General features: G+C 53.6%; 19 protein-coding genes. 6 read left to right on the top strand and 13 right to left on the bottom strand.

Annotated features, from left to right (window positions below):
- Nucleotides 1–80 precede the first annotated feature (80 nt).
- Nucleotides 81–1682 (top strand): sensor histidine kinase, encoded by a 1602-nt coding sequence (locus tag IE090_RS02495; protein ID WP_189386747.1) that lies wholly within the window; start codon nt 81–83, stop codon nt 1680–1682.
- Here the strand turns inward: IE090_RS02495 and IE090_RS02490 are convergent.
- From IE090_RS02490 to IE090_RS02445, 10 genes are all read right to left on the bottom strand, one after another.
- The gene (locus tag IE090_RS02490) at nt 1676–1996 is read right to left on the bottom strand and encodes a putative signal transducing protein (RefSeq protein ID WP_189386746.1); all 321 of its coding nucleotides are present in this window, start codon (nt 1994–1996) and stop codon (nt 1676–1678) included. The two genes, IE090_RS02495 and IE090_RS02490, sit on opposite strands and share 7 nt — an antisense overlap.
- An 82-nt stretch (nt 1997–2078) precedes the next feature.
- Nucleotides 2079–3107: a 3-deoxy-7-phosphoheptulonate synthase gene (locus tag IE090_RS02485; RefSeq protein ID WP_189386745.1), complete on the bottom strand. Its 1029-nt coding sequence runs from the start codon at nt 3105–3107 to the stop codon at nt 2079–2081.
- 471 nt (nt 3108–3578) lie between these two features.
- The gene (locus IE090_RS02480) at nt 3579–4463 is read right to left on the bottom strand and encodes a DMT family transporter (protein WP_189386744.1); all 885 of its coding nucleotides are present in this window, start codon (nt 4461–4463) and stop codon (nt 3579–3581) included.
- A gap of 39 nt (nt 4464–4502) precedes the next feature.
- On the bottom strand, nt 4503–5693 hold the full coding sequence (locus tag IE090_RS02475) for a quaternary amine ABC transporter ATP-binding protein (protein ID WP_189386743.1): 1191 nt from the start codon (nt 5691–5693) through the stop codon (nt 4503–4505).
- Nucleotides 5694–6575: an ABC transporter permease gene (locus tag IE090_RS02470; RefSeq protein ID WP_189386742.1), complete on the bottom strand. Its 882-nt coding sequence runs from the start codon at nt 6573–6575 to the stop codon at nt 5694–5696. It lies immediately after the preceding gene.
- A 198-nt stretch (nt 6576–6773) separates the two neighbouring features.
- A complete protein-coding gene (locus IE090_RS02465) occupies nt 6774–7325 on the bottom strand; it encodes a methylated-DNA--[protein]-cysteine S-methyltransferase (protein ID WP_189386741.1) in 552 nt (183 codons plus the stop codon).
- Nucleotides 7326–7527: 202 nt separating this feature from the next.
- Nucleotides 7528–8511 carry a tRNA 5-methoxyuridine(34)/uridine 5-oxyacetic acid(34) synthase CmoB gene (gene cmoB / locus IE090_RS02460; RefSeq protein WP_189386740.1) on the bottom strand — a complete coding sequence of 328 codons (984 nt, stop codon included), beginning with the start codon at nt 8509–8511 and terminating at the stop codon, nt 7528–7530.
- A 38-nt stretch (nt 8512–8549) separates the two neighbouring features.
- Entirely contained in the window at nt 8550–9287 is a 738-nt protein-coding gene (gene cmoA / locus IE090_RS02455) for a carboxy-S-adenosyl-L-methionine synthase CmoA (RefSeq protein ID WP_189386739.1), read from the bottom strand.
- Between the two features lie 81 nt (nt 9288–9368).
- Nucleotides 9369–10850, bottom strand: a complete 1482-nt coding sequence (locus IE090_RS02450; RefSeq protein ID WP_229815379.1) for a DNA recombination protein RmuC — start codon at nt 10848–10850, stop codon at nt 9369–9371.
- Nucleotides 10851–10852: 2 nt separating this feature from the next.
- Entirely contained in the window at nt 10853–11416 is a 564-nt protein-coding gene (locus IE090_RS02445) for an outer membrane beta-barrel protein (RefSeq protein ID WP_189386738.1), read from the bottom strand.
- A 157-nt stretch (nt 11417–11573) separates the two neighbouring features.
- Between IE090_RS02445 and IE090_RS02440 the strand changes: the two genes are divergently transcribed.
- Together IE090_RS02440 and IE090_RS02435 are read left to right on the top strand one after the other, a co-directional pair.
- Nucleotides 11574–12683 (top strand): endonuclease/exonuclease/phosphatase family protein, encoded by a 1110-nt coding sequence (locus IE090_RS02440; RefSeq protein ID WP_189386737.1) that lies wholly within the window; start codon nt 11574–11576, stop codon nt 12681–12683.
- Nucleotides 12674–13558, top strand: a complete 885-nt coding sequence (locus IE090_RS02435) for a hypothetical protein (RefSeq protein WP_189386736.1) — start codon at nt 12674–12676, stop codon at nt 13556–13558. Before IE090_RS02440 ends, IE090_RS02435 begins: the two co-directional genes overlap by 10 nt.
- A gap of 17 nt (nt 13559–13575) precedes the next feature.
- On the opposite strand, the gene IE090_RS02430 is transcribed toward IE090_RS02435, so the two are convergent.
- On the bottom strand, nt 13576–14262 hold the full coding sequence (locus IE090_RS02430) for a phosphoglycolate phosphatase (protein WP_189386735.1): 687 nt from the start codon (nt 14260–14262) through the stop codon (nt 13576–13578).
- The gene (gene rpe, locus IE090_RS02425) at nt 14255–14926 is read right to left on the bottom strand and encodes a ribulose-phosphate 3-epimerase (RefSeq protein WP_189386734.1); all 672 of its coding nucleotides are present in this window, start codon (nt 14924–14926) and stop codon (nt 14255–14257) included. Before rpe ends, IE090_RS02430 begins: the two co-directional genes overlap by 8 nt.
- A 120-nt stretch (nt 14927–15046) precedes the next feature.
- Here rpe and IE090_RS02420 point away from each other — a divergent pair, with 120 nt between their 5' ends.
- Genes IE090_RS02420 through IE090_RS02410 form a run of 3 tightly spaced genes read left to right on the top strand, consistent with a single transcriptional unit; the run spans nt 15047 to nt 17643 of the window.
- A complete protein-coding gene (locus IE090_RS02420; protein ID WP_268247109.1) occupies nt 15047–16261 on the top strand; it encodes a DUF3530 family protein in 1215 nt (404 codons plus the stop codon).
- Nucleotides 16262–16296: 35 nt separating this feature from the next.
- Complete coding sequence (locus IE090_RS02415) at nt 16297–16887, top strand: hypothetical protein (RefSeq protein WP_189386732.1); 591 nt, start codon at nt 16297–16299, stop codon at nt 16885–16887.
- A 21-nt stretch (nt 16888–16908) separates the two neighbouring features.
- The gene (locus tag IE090_RS02410; protein WP_189386731.1) at nt 16909–17643 is read left to right on the top strand and encodes an oxygen-binding di-iron domain-containing protein; all 735 of its coding nucleotides are present in this window, start codon (nt 16909–16911) and stop codon (nt 17641–17643) included.
- Between the two features lie 65 nt (nt 17644–17708).
- On the opposite strand, the gene IE090_RS02405 is transcribed toward IE090_RS02410, so the two are convergent.
- Nucleotides 17709–19082 (bottom strand): YjiH family protein, encoded by a 1374-nt coding sequence (locus IE090_RS02405; protein WP_229815377.1) that lies wholly within the window; start codon nt 19080–19082, stop codon nt 17709–17711.
- Between the last annotated feature and the right edge of the window lie 35 nt (nt 19083–19117).

The raw sequence follows: 19117 nt of genomic DNA, 5'->3' as shown, positions 1-19117 counted from the left end.
CAGGTTCTATAAATGACGATGAAGCCCAATGACCCTTCGTCTACACTGTCGGTATTCATGTTGTTAAGGCGCCCTTTTGCATGCCAGCCACGGTTTCTGATACCCGCCCTGCCAGTCGCAGCAATCATCGCCACCAATCATTGGTGTGGCGCATTATTCTGTACTTTGCGGCGGCGTCACTGGCCTTGGCTATTTCTGTTGGTGCTGGCATCGCTTTCTGGAACTATCAGCAACAACTCGATACCTTCGAAAAACGCCTCGACGATATTCGCTCCAGTTATCTGGAATCCTTGGGCTTTAGTCTGTGGTTTTACGATGAGGTACAAATCCGCACTCAAGTACAGGGCATTGAGAACCTAGACGCCATTGCCTATGTGCGGGTAACCGATAATCTTAACCTTAATATCGAGCGTGGTGCCCGACCACATCATGATTACATTCATGATATGGACATTCGCTTTAATGAGCGCGTGCTGGGGAAATTGGAAATCGCCTTCGACCGAGAAGCTGTTTTTGACGCTGCTTTTCAAGCGGCGTTATCCAGCATTGTGGCTCAGTTGTTTAGCATGCTGTTGTTGGCCAGTTTGCTCGGCGCCGTGGTCCATCGCCTCATCAACCGCCGGGTATTGTCGATGGCGGCCGAGGTTAACGAACGTCTAAAGACGCAAAATCATGAGCCGTTATCTATCCATCAAAGCCAAGCTGGTGATGAAATAGACACATTGATTGATGCGTTCAACTCGCTCAGCGCACAGATGAACAATGAACTGCAACAGCGCACCTTAGCGCAGCAACAACTAAAAACCGTGAATGCAGAGCTCGAAGACAGAGTCATTGAGCGTACAGAGAACTTGCAAAAGACCGTCGACGAGCTCAATCACACCCTGTCGGAGCTGCACAGCACCCAAAGCAAGTTAATCGAGGCTGAAAAGCTGTCGTCTTTGGGCGGCATGGTGGCAGGCATCGCCCATGAAATTAACACTCCGCTGGGCCTTTGCATCACCATTCACTCCTACATAGACGACAACTACAAAGAGCTGCGTGAGCGCTTCGATAGCGGCAATATTCGCAAACAAGATTTTGTCGACTTTACCGCCATGATGGATGAAAGCCTCGGCATCCTAGACAAAAACTTGCAGCGTGCGGCGCACCTGATTAAGAGCTTTAAACAAGTCTCGGAAGATCAGACCGGTGCGCATATTCGCGAATTTAGCTTGCACGATTATTTGCATGAAGTCATGGAGACCCTATCACCGCGCTTTAAGCAAACACAGCACCAAGTTAATATTGATTGCTCTACCAGTTTGCGCCTGCAAACCTTGCCGGGTGCCATTTCTCAGGTCATTACCAATCTGGTGATGAACTCATTGCTGCATGGCTTTGAACACCGCAACGACGGTCACATTGACATTATTTGCGCCGAAGAGCGCGGCAACGTCGTTATTTGCTACCGCGATGACGGCTGCGGCTTATCGGATGAAGCCAAGCAAAAAATATTTGACCCTTTTTATACCACCAAGCGCGGCCAAGGCGGCACGGGCTTAGGCATGCATTTGGTTTACAACATCGTCAAACAGCGCCTGCAAGGTGACATTACACTGGACGAGAGTGAGCAAGGCACCGCCTTTCGCTTAGTGATTCCCAAAAAAATCAGTCCACCAGACGAGTCACGCTCTCATTGACTCACGAACAGCAGCGTCACCACAACACCGACGATAAAGCCCAGCATTACCCCATTGATCCAATCGGAGGACGACGAAGATGGTTCTTCCGGCGTAGCCGGCTGTTGTTGCTCCCATGCCTGAATGATGTCGCGAGCGTGGTCTACTTCATTATCATTTACTTGGATTCTAACCAAGTCCATGGTAGGCAGCTCTCCGACCGCACCCTGCAAACCATCACCTTCAACGCGTGCCGATACACAACCATGCTGGTGCAACAATCCTACCAGCATATGCGCCTCAATGGCATTTTGCGCTTGATAAATAACCGTCACGCGTCCTCCTGATGCTGAGATGTTTAAGCCATATAATCGGGCGTGGGTATTGCGCATACCCTCACCCGCCTAACAATTTAACCTACCAGCGAGTATGGTTTGCCGGCACGGATAACTGCTGATGCAGTTCCCTCAGCAGGGCTTCTGTTTGCTCCCAACCCAAACACGGATCGGTAATAGATTGCCCATACACTGAGCCATCATCACAGCGGCCTTCAACTAAAAAGCTCTCCAGCATAATGCCCAATACCGGCGCTTGCTGCTGCCGTTGCGCCACTACCTGACGGGCAATATCCATTTGCCGACGGTGCTGTTTCTCAGCATTGGCATGGCTGCAATCCACCAGCACCCTGGCGCTGCAGTGCGCCGCCTCGGCTGTCTGCGCAGCGTGAATGATGGAGTCAGTGTCGTAGTTGGTTAGCCCATGTCCACCACGCAAGACCAAATGGGTATCCGCATTGCCCGCTGTGGTCGCCATGGCTAACTGCCCCTCATCATTCATGCCCAATGTGTGATGAGGATGGCGCGCCGCTACCATGGCATTAATCGCATTATCGACGGAGCCATCCGTGCTATTTTTAATCCCAACAGGCAGTGGCAAACCACTGACTAGCTCACGATGGGGCTGGGACTCAGCTGTGCGAGCACCAATCGCTGCCCAACTGATCAAATCCTCAAAGTACGGCGACACTAACGGGTTAAGCACCTCATTCGCCAGCGGCAAGCCCAGCTCTAGCAGTTGACGCATCAGCCGTCGGGAGCGCGTCAGCCCTAGCTCCATGTTGCCCAAGCCATCACGCAGCGGGTCATAGGCCATGCCCTTCCAACCCACGCGCGTGCGCGGTTTTTCAACATAAGCCCGCATGACAATGAGCAGTTGATCCTGCAACTGCTCGCTCAACGCCCTCAGCTGGTTGCCATATTCCAGCGCGGCGCTGTCATCGTGCAATGAGCAAGGGCCAACGATCACCAATAAACGTCGATCGTCGCCGGATAAACAGCGCCGAATTGCTTGGCGGTGTTGTCTTACTTGCGCCTGCACTGCAGCGCTGAGCGGTAGCTGTCGGCGTAACTCAGCAACCGAAGCCACCGAGCTTAATTGCGTTGGCATAGGATTTAATGAATCGTCATTTGAAGCAAGTGCATGGGTGCAGCCAGTCATACATGTATCTCCAGAGTGATTGAAATCGGCTTAGAACTAAAAAATTCAATAACGATAAAATCGCCAGCAGATTCCAAACGCATACCACCAAGACACTGACTTGCTTGCACTGTGTTGCATAACTCTTCCTCACGTTCTGAGTCATCATGTGATGCAATGGCAAAAAAAAACCCCGAGCGGCGCGACTGCCGTTCGGGGTTTTCCGTTGGCAGTCCGAGCTGCCCGGACTGCCGATGTATCACTTATTAGCGACGGCCCGGGTACTGGCAAAAATAGCCATAACCAAACCAGCCAAAAAACACACACGCGCCCGCAACACGAACTGTTTTCAGTACGTGCTCAAATGGGATTTGCGAGGGTGTCATCAAATTCTTCATACGTTTGAGTATTCCGCTTTCTAACTGAAAGTGCAACCCCGACCTAGGAAGTTAGCCCAGCAGCTGGGGCAACGCGCTCAACTTTAGCAAAGCGTGCCTGAAAAATGCCGGCAACAATAATCACACCACAACCAGCCATTTGCAGGGCGCTTAATTGCTCAGCAAACAACCACCAGCCGAATACCACAACGGCCACCGGCTCACTGTAGGCCAGAGTGCCGAACACCGCGGTCGGCAAGCGCTGCATGGCCGCCACGGTTAGCGCCATGGCCAAAAAGCCCGGTATCAGCGCCGTTGCTAAGGCCCAAGGCAGCACCTCCAGCGGTACCATCACATTCTGCGGACCAGCCAATAACAACATTAAAAGTCCGCCTACCGCCAGCTGCCACAGCGTTGCCTGCGACGCTGGCAAGGTATCTTTATTGTGGCGATTTAATAGCATAAAAGCCGCGTAAGCCAGCATCGCCAGCGCCGCATAGGCCAGCCCTTTTGCATCGCTGCCGCTGATGTCTAAGCGAAACTCCATCACCATGGCGAAGCCAAATAACGCCACAAAAATGCACAACAACTGCCAACGATTAATATGCTCTTGCCAAATAAAATGGCCGGCAATCGCTGCACACACAGGCGCCAAGTACACCACCAAGATGGCATTGGCCATGGTGGTGTAATTCATGGCTTCAACATAAAACACAATAAAACCCGCGAGAAAAACACCACCAAGTAAGGTTAAAGCGCGTGGCTTATGCCACTGACAGCTTTGAGCCAGTAGCCACGCAAACACCAGCACCGCCCCCACTCCAAGGCGATAAAAGGTAATAACCGCAGCATCCACACCCGCGTTACGCGACATCACGCCCATGGTGGCCATGCCCACTGCACCGGCAACCGCCAGCCAGGCTGGATTAATGGCTGCATTATTTTTCATAACAACTCCGTAACTTGAGCGCAAAATGCGCTCACAGCATTATTTAACAGCTGAGCGGCTTAACACCTGCACCACATCATCACGACTGAGCTGGCCTGTCAGTTGGCCTTCGTCATCGACCACGGCCAGCGGCATGCTTTGCTCAAGCGTTTGCGGAATGACTTCCTCTAACACGGCATCGGGAGAGACAATGACCGCCTCTTCGTAGTGATCGTTTGCTAGTTCAGCGCTACCATCATGCTGCGCTAAGGTCGCCAAGCGCTGTTGGCTTAAGGCACCCTGATAGCCTTGTTCATTGACATAAAAAGCGTAATCCACTTGTCGTGTTCGCATCTGCGCCAAGGCTTCATTAATGGTGTTGACTGAAATTCGATGCTGCGCTGGTTGCATGACCGTGTTCACTGTCAGTGCGCGGGCACGATTAACATCGCGGACAAACTTCTCGACATAGTCATCGGCAGGGTGCAGTAAAATATCCGCAGGCGCACCTACCTGCACCAACTCACCGTCACGCAAGATTGCTATACGATCACCGATCCTTAAGGCTTCGTCGAGGTCGTGGGTAATAAACACAATGGTCTTTTTAAGCTGCCCCTGCAGCTCAATCAATTGGTCTTGCATTTCACTGCGAATCAGCGGATCCAACGCCGAAAACGCTTCATCCATCAGCAAAATTTCCGCATCGGTGCATAAGGCTCTGGCCAATCCTACCCGTTGCTGCTGACCACCGGACAGTTGCGCTGGGTATTGATCTTCATAGCCGCTTAGGCCAACGGTTTCGAGCCATTGGCGCGCGCTGGCCAAGCGTTGTTGCTTAGACTGGCTTTGTGCCTCTAAGCCAAACGCTACGTTATCGAGCACCGTATAGTGCGGCAGTAGACCAAAGCGCTGAAACACCATCGACATTTTGCGCTGACGAAAGCTGCGCAGCTGGCGGGCATTCAGGGTCATAATGTCCTGGCCTTCAACCACCACCTTGCCTTCGGTCGGATCAATCAAACGATTAAAATGACGAATCAAAGTCGACTTGCCAGACCCCGACAGCCCCATAATGACAAAGATTTCGCCAGCATTAATCGATAGATTAATATCTTTCAATCCCAACGTATGACCTGTGGCACTGAGAATCTCTTCTTTACTGTCGCCGGCTTTGACCCGCGCTAAATGCTGCTTGGCGTGCTCACCAAAAAGTTTGTATAAACTCTGAATTTCTATTACTGGCGAGCCCATTTATGCCCCCTTCATGTAGCGTTGGGAGCGACGCGCATACGCTTGAGACACGCGATCAAAAATAATTGCCAACACCACAATGGCACCACCATTTAACAGCCCAAGGGTAAAGTACTGATTGGTAATGGACTTTAACACCGGCTGACCTAAGCCCGAGACGCCAATCATGGAGGCAATCACCACCATCGCCAGCGCCATCATAATGGTCTGATTAATACCGGCCATAATATTGGGCAGCGCCAACGGCAATTGTATTTTTATGAGCCGCTGCCAAGGGCGCACACCGTAGGCATCCGCCGCTTCTAAAACGTCTTTATCAACTAGGCGAATGCCTAAACTGGTCAAACGAATCACTGGCGGAATGGCATAAATCACCACCGCAATCACGCCTGGAATTTTGCCAATACCCAGCAGCATCACCACCGGAATTAAATACACAAACGCCGGCATGGTTTGCATAACATCCAACACCGGCGTAATGACTTTTTGCGCACGATCACTGCGCGCCATCAAAATACCCGTCGGCACGCCCATCAAAATGGCTAACAAGGTACACACAGTGATGATGCTGAGCGTGCTCATGGTGTCTTCCCACATGCCCAAAAAACCCACACCAAAAAGTGCGATGCCAACGCCCAGGGTCAACTTAAGCGATCGCGCGGCCATATGGGTAATGGCCATCAATGCCGCAATCACCAACCACCAAGGCGCAGCAATCAAGAGCTTTTCAAACCACACTAGAAAAGTTAGCAAGGGGTCAAAGAAAGCTTCTATCGCACCGCCATGCTCACGTGAAAATTCTAGATACGCATCGTCCAGTGTTTTGCGTAATTGCATCAGTTCTACCCGGCTGAGTTGCGGGAACTCCGTCCACCAAGACATAGTTATTTCCTGCACAGGCCCAAGACCATGTGGCCAACAGCTGTGATCGCTTAGTTGAATGACTGCACCCGGCGACGGATCAATTCTCTGCGCCGGGAGCGATTGGGACAGGGAGTGTAACGGTCTTGCATAAGTTTTTCAGCCTAGCAGTGCCTGTCAGTTGCAATTAAGAACTTTGCTTGCCCTCATAATGAAGAGTCAGGCAAGAATACGGGCACGCTCCGCTTGCTCAGATTGACCGACTTGCAAGCCTTCATAAGCCAGCAACTTAATCTTGAGGTCTAGGCCACCGGCATAGCCCCGCAAGCGGTAATCACTGCCAATGACCCGATGACACGGCACCAGCCACCACCAAGGGTTGCGCCCAATGGCGTTAGCCACCGCTCGCACAGCCTGAGGCTTGTTAACCGCAGTCGCCACTTGTTGGTAACTAACAACGTCGCCTTGTTCAATGGTCATCAGGTGCTGCCAAATATCGCGCTGCAAATCAGAGCCTTGATTTCTGAGTGGAATACCTAACAGCCGTCCAGTTTGCCAGCCCTTTTGCCAGTTCACGACCAATGCCAATAACCAAGAGGGCCACTGTTCATCAACGGCATGTGCATGGGGTTGATCGGTATGATGGCATTGCCATAGCGAATGATCACAGGCTTGCAACTGCCAGTGCCCAACCGGGCTATCCAGACACACCTGCCAGCGCGGGCGCAAACAGTGACAGGAAACGAACAGGGAGTCGTGTGTATCTGACATGGCGGCTGCCCTCTTGAATGAACCCAGGCTTTCATAAAAGACCAGGCCAGCGTCAGACACAAGAGCAGGCCTTGGCATGTATGTCATGGCGCAGCAGGTATGTCAGGCGACAATCATTTTTAAGCTGTCGCCGCCTGTTTTATGGCGTATTCCCAGCAATACCATAGTGCCATAAACGGCGTTTAACGCCTGACGCATTCTATCAGGCGTTAGCCACAATCACCGCTCGCAAAGGCGCTGGATAACCTTCAGCCGTCAGCTTTGGATTGTTAGGATCAAGAAAGTCCGCCAGCGAGTTAAAGCGCATCCAATCCGTTTGCCGCTGCTCTTCCAAACTGGTTTGGTTTAAATCTACCAAACGAGCGTTAGATAGCCCTACACGTCGACACCACAACAACAAGGTCTCGACGGATGGAATAAACCAGACATTGCGCATCATGGCATAGCGATCTTCTGGCATTAAGCAATGCCCCAACGGGCCGTCGATGACCAAGGTTTCCAACACCAGTTCGCCGCCTGGGCGCAGAGCATCTTTCAGCTCCTGCAAATGCTCAATGGGCGATTTGCGGTGATACAAAACCCCCATCGAAAAAACAGTATCAAAGCCTTTTAGTTTGGCCGGCACATCTTCCATGCGCAGCGGCAATAAGTGCGCAGGTACCTCGGCTTGCTGGGTTTGCAGGTATTTTTTGTAGGCCTGAAACTGCATCAAAAATAGCCGCGACGGATCAACGCCAATGACCCGTTGTGCGCCTTCGCCCAACATACGCCATAGGTGATAACCCGAGCCACAGCCCACGTCCAATACCAGCCGACCTTTTAGTGGTGCGATATGCGGCTGCACCCGTTGCCATTTCCAATCCGAGCGCCACTCAGTATCAATATGGGTATCAAAAAATCGAAACGGCCCCTTGCGCCAAGGCATCAAACCGCGCAGACCTTGTTCGACCTGTTGCGCTTGCTGTGCGCTTAAACTTGGGCTGCTTAATGCGATGTCGTTAGCCGTTAAGTCGGCTTGTACCGAATCAATCGCTGGCAGTGATTCAAGAGCATCCAGCCAACGCGGTACATCACCGTGTTGCTTATCCACCAAAATTTGCTGCAATTGCTGCGGTAAGTGCTGCGCCCAAGGCGCCAGGGGAGACTGCGGCAACCAAGCCAATAAATCATCAAACCAAGACAACATAGTGTGCGCAGTGGCTGGCGGAGTGTTTACGTCAGGCATTATTTAATCGCTAGAAAAGAGGCAAAGTTAAAGCACTGATACCAGCGCACAACGTGGCGAAAACCGGCTTGTCGTAACCGTTCAATGTGCACAGCTTCCGTTTCAGGAATCAGCACATTTTCAATGGCACTGCGCTTTTGCGCGATTTCTAAATCGGAGTAGCCATTGGCGCGCTTAAAATCATGATGCAACTCGGTTTGAATGCGCTGCTCGATGTCATCGAAGCACAATTTCTCTGACAAAATCAGCGCGCCGCCGTCACAGGTTGCAGCCGCAATTTTTTGCAGCAGCGCTAGGCGCTCGCTCGGTGCGATAAACTGCAGTACGAAATTTAATGCCGTGACCGACGCATTGCTGAGCTCAACCTGAGTAATGTCCGCACAGTGCAGTTCTACCTCGACACGGCCATCGTCCAGCGCCACATAATGCCGCGCCCGCTCGATCATGGAGTCAGAATTGTCCAGGCCAATAATGCGACAGCCCTCAGCTTTAACGCCGTGGCGCATGGCCAGCGTCACCGCACCTAGCGAACACCCTAAGTCGTATAACCGGGTATTGGCTTGAGCATAACGACCCGCAATGATGCCCGACATGGCGACGGTTTCGGCGTAGCCCGGCACCGAGCGCTGAATCATATCGGGAAAAACGCGCGCCACCGCGCTGTCGAAGGCAAAGTCCCCGACCTCGCCTTGACGATGTTGATAAATACGATCTGGCTGTTGGTCAAACTCACTCATACGCGACTCAGACAGAAAAAAGGCGGCAGTATACCTGAGCGCGGCGCAGGCGCGAACGCCAAGCGGTGAGTTAGCGCCCGACTATTGCTCAGAGGATGGCGCCTGCAGCGATTCATACAGCTCAGCCTCGGCATTGGCTTCTTCCACCAAGGTCTGCGACAGCTCTTTTTTCACCCGCACACCCAGCTTCTGGAAGGTATCGGCGCGACTGAGTAAGTTGCCGCGTCCTTCACGCAACGAGCGCCACACGTCGTCGTAAGTGCCCTGCGCGGTATTGAGCTGCTTGCCCAGTTTTTCCATGTGCTCCACCAGGGTGACGACTTTTTCGTACACCAAGCGTGCCTGATCGGCGATTTTTTCGGTGTTACGATTGCGCCGCTCGATGGCCCACAAACTGGCCACCGTACGCAGTGTCGCCAGCAAGGTCGTTGGCGTAACCACCACAATGCGCTGCTCAAAGGCGTCACTGAACAGCTTTTCGTCCTGCTGAAAAGCCAGCATAAAGGCGGGCTCCACCGGCATAAACAAAAACACAAAATCGGGCGAATTAATGCCCTCTAATTGCTGATACGCCTTGCTGCTCAAGCCTTTAATGTGGGTGCGAACGGATTCAATATGGCGTTTCACCGCCGCTTCGCGGGCTTCGTCATTGCTGGCATTGACCGCATCGGCGTAGGCTGTGAGTGAGACTTTGGCATCGACCACTATGTGCTTGCCTTCTGGCAAGTTAATAATTACGTCTGGGCGATAACGCTGGCCTTGTTCATCGTGCAGGCTTTGTTCGCGCTGATACTCGATACCGGCGCGCAAGCCAGAGCGCTCCAGTACTGTCTCCAGCACCATTTCGCCCCAATTGCCCTGCACTTTTTGCTCGCCGCGCAGGGCGTTGGTCAACGCTTGTGCTTCGCTGCTCATTTGCTGATTGAGTTTATGCAGCTCGCTGATTTGGCTGCGCAACGAGGCCCGATCTTTGGCATCGTGCAGGTGTACGTCTTCGACCTTTTTACGTAATCCGTCCAGTTGCTCTTTAAAGGGATTCAGCAACGCATTGAGGCCAGTTTGGCTTTGCTCAGTGAACTGTTTTTGCTGCTCATTAAACTGCCGGCTTTTTTGCTCTAGCACCTGATTAGACAGGCGCTCAAATTCTTTTAATAGCTCTTCTTTATTGCTTTGCAGCAAGGCCAGTTTTTCTTCCATGCTTTGCTGTTGCTGCTGCCGTGCTTCCTGTTGCGTCGCCAACTCGGTTTGCAGCTGTTGTTGTTGCTGACGATTATCCTCCAGCGACTGCTCTAACTGCAGACTGCGCTGTTGTGCATGATTCAGCTGTTGCTGCAGCGACTCTGCTCGCTCTTCGCTGCGCGCCAGTTCTAGCTGCACGTGCTGCGCTTGTTGCTGACTATCCGCCAGTTGCTGCTGCTGTTGTTGCAGCTGTTGCGCCCAGTCTTGCTCCTGTTGGCGCCATGCACGCTGCTGCTTTTGTAGGTGCATGACCGACCAAAGCAGCGATGCCAGCAACGCCACTAAGGGCGTCATGACCTGAGGTAAAAGAAACGCTTCCAGCACAATTAAAACCTTGTTTTCAAACCGGCAATAATGCTGCCGGAGGTAATTTCATCAAATTCGGTACGCGAATACTCGGCATACAGCGCCGCACGACGCGCGGTGCGAAAACTAAAACCCGCCGCCACCAAAGGCGAGCAGCCGTCATCGTCCCATGGCTTAGCAATGCCCACCACAGACGCCGCCCAACAATGATGGCCATAGCGCACATAAGGCCCCACCACTGGGCCATTGGCATCGCCCAGCCACACATTAAGCGGCAGGTACGCCGTCGCCTCGACACCGGCACTGACGCCATCAAACTGCGCCACGTCCTCACCCGCTTTTGAACCCTGGCCGTACAACCACAGCGCCGCGCCAACGGAGAAAAACGGCGTAATTTGCACACCACCGCCAGCTTTGGCGACATCGGTCAATGCGGAGCGATCTTCGTCTTCTTGCTGACTGCGATCTATGGTTTGCACCCCCAACCCCACCGCGATATCGCCATAAAAACCCGTTTCCGCACTGGCCTGTGCGCTTAACAGCAAACACCCTGCAGCCAGCAGCGTCCGTAATCGGCTTGTCATTCTACTGTCATCCTTTTGTTGTCTCGTTGCGACGGCGGCCACAGGTTATCACTAATCGAGCCAATACGCCGTACGACTGAGGCCTGGCCCATCGCGCCCTGTGCATTTCAGTACTTTGGTACAAAATCAGACTAAAAAAACAACAACGGAGCTCAGCATGAACATCATCCGTCTCACCGCCAGCCTGGCATTGGCACTGCTTTCTAGCGCCACCTACGCCAGCTCAGACACTCCGGCCATGGACAGCTACTACTCCACTCACCCCATCGCTTGGTACAACGAGGTGTCGGAGTTGGAGTACTTTGATACTCAATTCACCACCACCTGGGTCACCAACCCCAGCTGCACAAGCGACGCTGACTTTACCAGCGTGACCTACAACATTTTTCATAACGTCGGCTTTGTTTACGACTTTGGCGATGAAATGGAACAGTCACTCGGCGAAGTCACTGCCTGCGCCGATGTCGTTCTGATTCAGGAAGCCTGGGACTACGACGACATGTACGAAGACGGCCCAGTGGATGACTTCGCCGCCCGCGGCTTTAGCGTCAGCTATGGCGGTGGTGATAATTACTGCAACGGCAGCGACATCGAAGGCGACTGCTCTGGGCTGATGATTTTCTCTCAGCACGGCTTTATCAAAGAGTTGGGTTATCACAAATACCAAGCCAGCAGTGGTATCGACAGCGTTAAAGGCAAAGGCATCATTGGCGCCATCATCGAAAAAGACGGCCGCTATGTGTACGTATTCAACACCCACTTGGTGTACGGCAGCGAGCAACATCTGGGCGGCAACAGCAGCGATGACCATGCTCGGCGCCTGCAAATGAGCGAGGCCATTCAGTGGATTCGTCAGCGTGTTGAGCAACATCAAGCGCAATACCCGCCAGCCGCCATCGTGTTCGGCGGCGACTTTAATACCGACTTGCAAAACAGCGGCGCCATTGCCGACGTTACCCAGCACCCACAGTGGCAGCAATTGGGCCTGATTCGCCAACAGGCGACGCAAGTGCGCGACGGCCTACGCTACACCTATTGGCCCAAAGATGATTGCTGCGAAGACACAGGCCCCAATGGTCTGGCCGAAAAAGATTACGCCTGGTTTGACTACAGCCTGGTGCTCAATGGCCCGCAGGGCTGTGTCGATGGCGTCAATACCAGCGTGTGGGCACCCGAATGGCGCGGCCAAGATGGTCAACGCTATCTTGCCTATTACACTCACAGTGATCATTACGGCAGTCTGACGGAGGTTAACTGGTGTCACTAAGGCTTTGGCCACTGGCGCTGCTCGCCATCATCGCTGTGGGGCTATGGCAGGCCCCCCAGCTGATCTATTCAGCCAGCGGCGAGAAAACGCCTCTGGCCGCAGCGCAGCACAGCGATGCAAAGGTACCCGGCAACGCCGATGACTTGCTGCGCGCGGGTGCCTTGGCTGCCAGCCAGCAGCGCCTGCAACAACAATTGCAGCAACTGATTTGGCAGCAATCCGAATGGTTGGTGACACCGGCTAAAGCACTGCAGCGTTTGCAGCGGGACTGTGAAGCCAGACAGCAGCACAGCGGCTCACTCCACAAGGACTCACTGCAACACAAGCTGCCCGACTGTCGCCAACGGCTTAGTGCGCAGCTGCAGCAACAGTGGCAACTGACGGAAGCGCAAGCAGAAACACTTATGCGCTACCACAGTGAGCTGGATTTTCAGCAGTTTACTCACGATTATCCGGTAACGGAATTTGAAACGCCGCTGGCCTTTTTTGAGGCGTTTTGGCAACAACAGGATGCCGTCTATGGCCAACAGCTCAGCCAAACCGTGTTCGCGCCTCAGCGCGAGCGCCTACGTTTTGAGCACCGTACGGAACTGTTTATCGAAACCAGCGGCGCTAGCCCGGATGAACGCTTGGCTTGGTATCAGAGCCAGATCGAGGCTTACCAGCAGCGCTTCGGCCAGCCGCCTTATGTCGAGCCGCGCGATCACGTCAATCGCTTGATCGCCCTCGGCGAACATTCGCAAATGAGCCCAGAGCAAGCCTTACAGCGACGCTATCAATTGCGCCAACAATGGCTAGGAGAAGAGCGCGCCCAGCGTTGGCATGAGCGCGAGCAACAGCAGCTGCAAACCCAGGGGCAGCTACTGCCGCTATAAGCGGTAAACCTAGGAGGCTAGAAGCATAATTGGCGCAAGTCATCCAGCAGCCAGTCTGGCTCACTGATGGCAATGTCTTCGCCGTGGTTGTAGCCATAGCTCACCGCGGCGCAGGCCATGCCGGCGGCTTTGGCCGCTTGTATGTCATTGCGCGAATCGCCCACCATCAGCGCTTGCTCCGGCGCCACTCCTAAGCACTCGCAAGCGGCCCAAAGCTGCGCCGGGTGTGGTTTTTTCTCAGCCAAATCATCACCACAGACAACCACCGCAAAACGCGACGACCACCCCAGCGACTCCAGCAACGGCTCAGTAAAACAGCGCGGCTTATTGGTCACCAACGCCATCGGCACAGGCAGCGCCTGCAAACAGTCCTCCACACCGGGATAAACACCGCTGGCGTGCTGCAGTGTTTGCAAGTACGCCTGATCAAACAAGGCCCTTGGCCCTTCAACCTGCTCGGGCGTCAGTGCCATGGCGGCGTTTTCATCGCCATCACACAGCGCCCGGCGCACCAAAGCATCGGCGCCATTGCCGACCCAATGGCTGACCTTTTCCTCACCTGCCGCGGCATTGCCCAGGTGCTGCAACATGGCGTCAATGGCCTGGGTTAAATCCGGCACGCTATCGATTAAGGTGCCGTCGAGGTCAAACAGCACTGCCTGAGGGGTAAAGCGTTCGCCAACAGCGCTGTGCCACTCAGCCATGGGCAGCGATTTCGTCGCGCATTTGGCTAATAATTTCAGAGTAATCCGGGGCGTTAAAAATGGCCGAGCCAGCAACAAACATATCGGCGCCGGCCGCGGCGATTTCACCGATGTTATCGACCTTGACACCGCCGTCGATTTCCAAGCGAATGTCATAACCACTGGCATCAATGCGCTGGCGCGCTTGGCGCAGTTTTTCCAGTGTCGCGGGAATAAATGACTGACCGCCAAAGCCTGGGTTAACTGACATCAGCAAAATCACGTCGAGCTTATCCATCACGTAATCCAGGTAATGCAGTGGCGTCGCCGGGTTAAACACCAGGCCTGCTTTGCAGCCCGCATCACGAATCAGCTGCAAGCTGCGATCAATGTGCTCAGAGGCTTCTGGGTGAAAGGTAATGTAGCTGGCACCGGCTTCGGCAAAATCGCCGATCATGCGATCGACCGGGCTGACCATCAGGTGTACATCGATGGGCGCCGTGACACCATGGTTGCGCAGCGCTTTGCACACCATAGGGCCGATGGTCAGATTGGGCACGTAGTGATTGTCCATCACATCAAAGTGCACCACGTCTGCGCCAGCGGCCAGTACCTGGTCGACTTCTTCGCCTAAACGGGCGAAGTCGGCGGATAAAATAGAAGGAGCGATCAAAGGTTGCTTCATCGGGCATGTCCGGTAGTCGAAATCAGCCGGCATTGTACTCAGGCTGGCCGTGCTTTTCATCCGGCCCGCGCTTTGCATAACTGAGCACTGGCACGAACCACACAGACAGGGCTTTTTATCATGCACGTTCGCCCATTTCTTTTGCTCATTTTGCTCGCCTTCATGTGCCCAGCTATGGCCGAAGATGACACGCCAGAAACAGAGACAACAACGCAGGCAGAATTAGAGCCCGATACACCATCACCCGCTACACCAACAGCGCCATCACGCGTTGCGCCCGACACCCAGCAGCAGCGCCATCAAGCCGTCATCGATCACCTTGAGCGTCTGGGGCGGGGCTATGAAATCGTCGAGTTGGTGGCAAATACCGAAGCGTTCAGCGGCCTGTATTTGCCGGAAAGCCGCGGCCGCCCACAAGGCGGCGTTGTATTGCTGCATGACCATGGTCAACACGGTCACTGGCCTGCTTTGGTCGCGCCTCTGCGAGAGTATCTTCCCCGCTATGGCTGGACCACCCTCGCCATTGAGCTGCCGGAGCCACCCGCCGCCCCGTTGCCCAGCGCCAATGAAGTGGCCACTTCCACCACGACAGCAAGCGAGCCCAAAGCCGAGCCAGAACAGCAGGGTACCGATGCCTCGGCCGAAGAGGAAGCGCCGACAGCCGCCGATGAGCCACTGGACAGTAACGGCATCAGCGTCTCAGGCACAGCAGAGAGCGATAACAACAATGAGCCGGATTTGCCGCCGTTAGAGCGCTTACCGGATCTACCAGTAGCTGCGGAGGAAAGCCCGGCAAGCACAGCGCCAGAGACCACAATGGATGAGCGCTATCGTCAGCAAGTTAGAGCCCGCATCGAAGCCGCCGTCAGCTATCTCAATCAACGTGGCCAATACAATTTGGTGATTCTGGCCAATGGCATCAGCGCCAGCTGGGCGGCCGATTTTATGCTGGCAGCACCGCCGACGGACGAGACCGACAACAACAACGAAGAAGACACCCCACGAGCGCGAGAACCTGGGCATACCTTGGTGTTGATCGATCCGCAGCAAGACCCTTACAGCCAGATTCCTTTGAGCGATCAGTTGCAGCAGCTGGACATTGCTGTACTCGACCTGCTGACCGATCTGCGCCAGGTAAACGCACACGAAGAAGCACGACGAGCCGGCGCCATGCGGCGGCGACAACGCCAGCAATACCAACAAATCGAGTTGCCAGCGCGCGCCACCGATGACGCTGCCACCAGTGTCATTTTACGCCGCGTGCGTGGCTGGCTGCGCACCCATGCTGCCGGTATGGAGGTCGGTAGCAACCCAGACAGGCGCAATGCGCCATGACCTCTATACTGCGTTGGAAGCGTCAAGGAAATCGCATGAGCACACCGATCTTTGTTACCGCCGCCAGCATTGCCGCCCAGCTCCATCAAGCCCAGCACCACGCTCGCGGCCTAGCGCTGACCGCCAAAAACGCCCGAGCCTTGGCAGTGCGAGCAGGCTCAAAAACCGTGGGCTTTAGGGCCATCACCCAGTTCATTGATGAGCTGGCCAGCGACATCATTCGCCAATCCCAATACATCAACCAGCTCTCAGAGCAGGTATCGCAACATGCGGTCGCACTGTGGCGCGGCAACATGGCCGACGGTCGCTTCGACTGGGTAATGGCGGAAAATAGCGAGCACCGTGCATCACTGGCGCATAGCCAGCGTCAATGTCGGCTGCGCAGCGATGAGTTATCCGAGCGGCTCAGGCGCGGCCTACGATTATTAGAGCAAGAGTTGGATGAAAGTGAGAAACACATTCGCACCGCTAACCTGATTGCCACCTCCAGTAAGGTTGAAGCGGCCTCGGCCGGTGAGTTTCGCGGTCAACTAGAGGTGATTGCCGAAAACATTAACGCCACCGCCAATCAGATTCGTGCGCACTTACAGCAAGCCAGACAACTATTAAGCCAGCGCCAAATATAAATAGAGGGATAGGGAAACCTTATGTTAGCCACCACCATTTACGAGCAAGGCGACCATCGTTGGATCATGTTTGGGCGCGACCCAGATAAAGCCGAAGGCATTATCGACACCAATCAATATTTGGTGATTAGCGGTGAAGAGGCTATTTTGCTCGACCCAGGCGGCATTGAGTTGTTTGCTCCCATGCTATCGGCGGTATTGAAATACGTGCCAGCCGATCAGATTCGCTATTTGTTTGCCTCCCACCAAGACCCAGACATTATCTCGTCCCTCGGGCTATGGGACCAGGCGCTGCCCAATGCCAGCTTGTATTCACCTTGGCTGTGGGAAGGGTTTATTCGCCACTTTGGCATGGAGCGCATTCGTTATTGTGCCATTCCAGACGAGGGCTTAAATCTGACGGTAGGCCGCATTCAACTGCAATTTGTACCCGCTCATTACCTACACTCTTCTGGTAACTTTCACGTGTATGATCCGAAAGCCAAAATCCTCATGAGTGGCGATGTGGGTGCCGCACTGGAACCTGGCGAGCCACCACTTTGGGTGGAAAACATGAGCCAGCACAGCGCTCACATGAAGACCTTTCACCAGCGCTGGATGCCATCCAATGAGGCCAAAGATCATTGGCTTAGACGCGTGCGCCAACTGGACATCGACATCATGGCGCCGCAACACGGACGACTGTTTAAGCAAGCACACGTCGATGAGTTTTTTAACTGGTTTGAACAACTCAGCGTAGGAATAGCGTTGCGCTAGCAGGCCATGCATAAAAAAGCCCCGCAAATGCGGGGCTTTTTTATATTGCAGCGACTCACATCAACTTAGAGCAACCAATGCGCCATTAAGGCAATCACAGGCAGTGTGATCAAGGTCCGTAGCAAAAAGATAATGACCATTTCAATGAAGTTAACCGGGATACGACTGCCCAACAGCAGGGCCCCTACTTCTGACATATAAATAAGCTGCGTCACTGACAAGGCTGCGATAATAAAGCGGGTTTTTTCGCTATCAATATCAGCGGCCAAGATGGCCGGCAAAAACATATCAGCAAAGCCTACTAAAATGGTACGCGAAGCCTCGACGGCTTGCGGTACATTTAACAACTCCAACATCGGAATAAAGGGCTTACCCAACCAGTTAAATAACGGTGTGTATTCCGCCACAATCAAGGCGGCCGTTCCCAGCGCCATGACGACTGGAAGCAAGCCCAACACCATTTCCAAAGCATTATGTAAGCCCTGCTTAATTTGCTGAGCTGGGCTGTCCATATCATTTACTTTTTGCAAAGCGTGAGCGATACCATAGCTTAGCGAGCTTTCATCACTGGGAATATCATCTCGATTGGCCGGTGCTTTACTGCCATCCACTAAGTTATCGGGTTTGCGCGATAACGGTGGAATGCGTGCCATTACAATGGCCGCGACGATGCCGGCTACGCAAATGGTGGCATAAAAGGGAAAAATCAAATGCTCAAGCTTTACCTGCGCCAATACCACCAAGGTAAACGAGATGGATACCAAAGAAAAAGAAGTACCAATAATGGCGGCTTCTCTCTGAGTATAAAAACCCTGATCATATTGGCGGCTGGTCATTAAGATGCCAACGCTGCCATCACCTAACCAAGAAGCTCCACAGTCAATGGCGCTGCGACCAGGCAAACGAAATACCGGACGCATAATAGGAGTGAGCAAGGTGCTCATCAGCTCCAACAAGCCAAAGTTCAGCAACAGCGGCAGGAATAAGCCAGCAAATACAAACACCGCCAGCAGCGAGGGCATTAAGTCGTTAAACAGCAGTCCGCCAGTATTGGAAGAATAAATGGCCTCGGCACCCACTTGGAAATACACCAGAGCCACCAATGCCGCCCCCACGACTCGTACCGCGCTCCAAAAGTGCGTCGGCCGTAGCAAATCGTTCCAAAACGTCGGCAACGCCGTTGTTGGCATCAACCAGCGAAACACGGCCGTCGCCAGCGCCGATAAGCACACCAAACCCAACAACAACTCGGCCATCACCGGTGCTAATAATGTTTTGAACTGTGATGCCAGAATGGCAACCGGTATGGTAAAGCCGCCTTCCGTCGGATACGGCATCATAAACAGAAAGATCCCGCATAGCGATGGCAGTAAAAACCACAGGGTATTACGAATAGAACCCAGCTCTGGCTGCTGCTGCAGCATTGCACCTTTAATCATACTCTTGCTCTTATCGTTGTTATGACTGGCGCAGA

This window comes from Bacterioplanes sanyensis (genome assembly GCF_014652515.1).
Lineage (GTDB): Bacteria > Pseudomonadota > Gammaproteobacteria > Pseudomonadales > Oceanobacteraceae > Bacterioplanes > Bacterioplanes sanyensis.
The sequence above is the reverse complement of the archived record's forward strand: the minus strand, read 5'-3'. Positions and strand labels throughout refer to the sequence as shown.

Coding starts and splice junctions, on each gene's coding strand:
- IE090_RS02495 (WP_189386747.1), top strand. CDS start 81: ATGCCAGCCACGGTTTCTGATACCCGCCCTGCCAGTCGCAGCAATCAT.
- IE090_RS02485 (WP_189386745.1), bottom strand. CDS start 3,107: ATGCCAACGCAATTAAGCTCGGTGGCTTCGGTTGCTGAGTTACGCCGA.
- IE090_RS02480 (WP_189386744.1), bottom strand. CDS start 4,463: ATGAAAAATAATGCAGCCATTAATCCAGCCTGGCTGGCGGTTGCCGGT.
- IE090_RS02475 (WP_189386743.1), bottom strand. CDS start 5,693: ATGGGCTCGCCAGTAATAGAAATTCAGAGTTTATACAAACTTTTTGGT.
- IE090_RS02470 (WP_189386742.1), bottom strand. CDS start 6,575: ATGTCTTGGTGGACGGAGTTCCCGCAACTCAGCCGGGTAGAACTGATG.
- IE090_RS02465 (WP_189386741.1), bottom strand. CDS start 7,325: ATGTCAGATACACACGACTCCCTGTTCGTTTCCTGTCACTGTTTGCGC.
- cmoB (WP_189386740.1), bottom strand. CDS start 8,511: ATGTTGTCTTGGTTTGATGATTTATTGGCTTGGTTGCCGCAGTCTCCC.
- cmoA (WP_189386739.1), bottom strand. CDS start 9,287: ATGAGTGAGTTTGACCAACAGCCAGATCGTATTTATCAACATCGTCAA.
- IE090_RS02445 (WP_189386738.1), bottom strand. CDS start 11,416: ATGACAAGCCGATTACGGACGCTGCTGGCTGCAGGGTGTTTGCTGTTA.
- IE090_RS02440 (WP_189386737.1), top strand. CDS start 11,574: ATGAACATCATCCGTCTCACCGCCAGCCTGGCATTGGCACTGCTTTCT.
- IE090_RS02430 (WP_189386735.1), bottom strand. CDS start 14,262: ATGGCTGAGTGGCACAGCGCTGTTGGCGAACGCTTTACCCCTCAGGCA.
- rpe (WP_189386734.1), bottom strand. CDS start 14,926: ATGAAGCAACCTTTGATCGCTCCTTCTATTTTATCCGCCGACTTCGCC.
- IE090_RS02420 (WP_268247109.1), top strand. CDS start 15,047: ATGCACGTTCGCCCATTTCTTTTGCTCATTTTGCTCGCCTTCATGTGC.
- IE090_RS02415 (WP_189386732.1), top strand. CDS start 16,297: ATGAGCACACCGATCTTTGTTACCGCCGCCAGCATTGCCGCCCAGCTC.
- IE090_RS02410 (WP_189386731.1), top strand. CDS start 16,909: ATGTTAGCCACCACCATTTACGAGCAAGGCGACCATCGTTGGATCATG.
- IE090_RS02405 (WP_229815377.1), bottom strand. CDS start 19,082: ATGATTAAAGGTGCAATGCTGCAGCAGCAGCCAGAGCTGGGTTCTATT.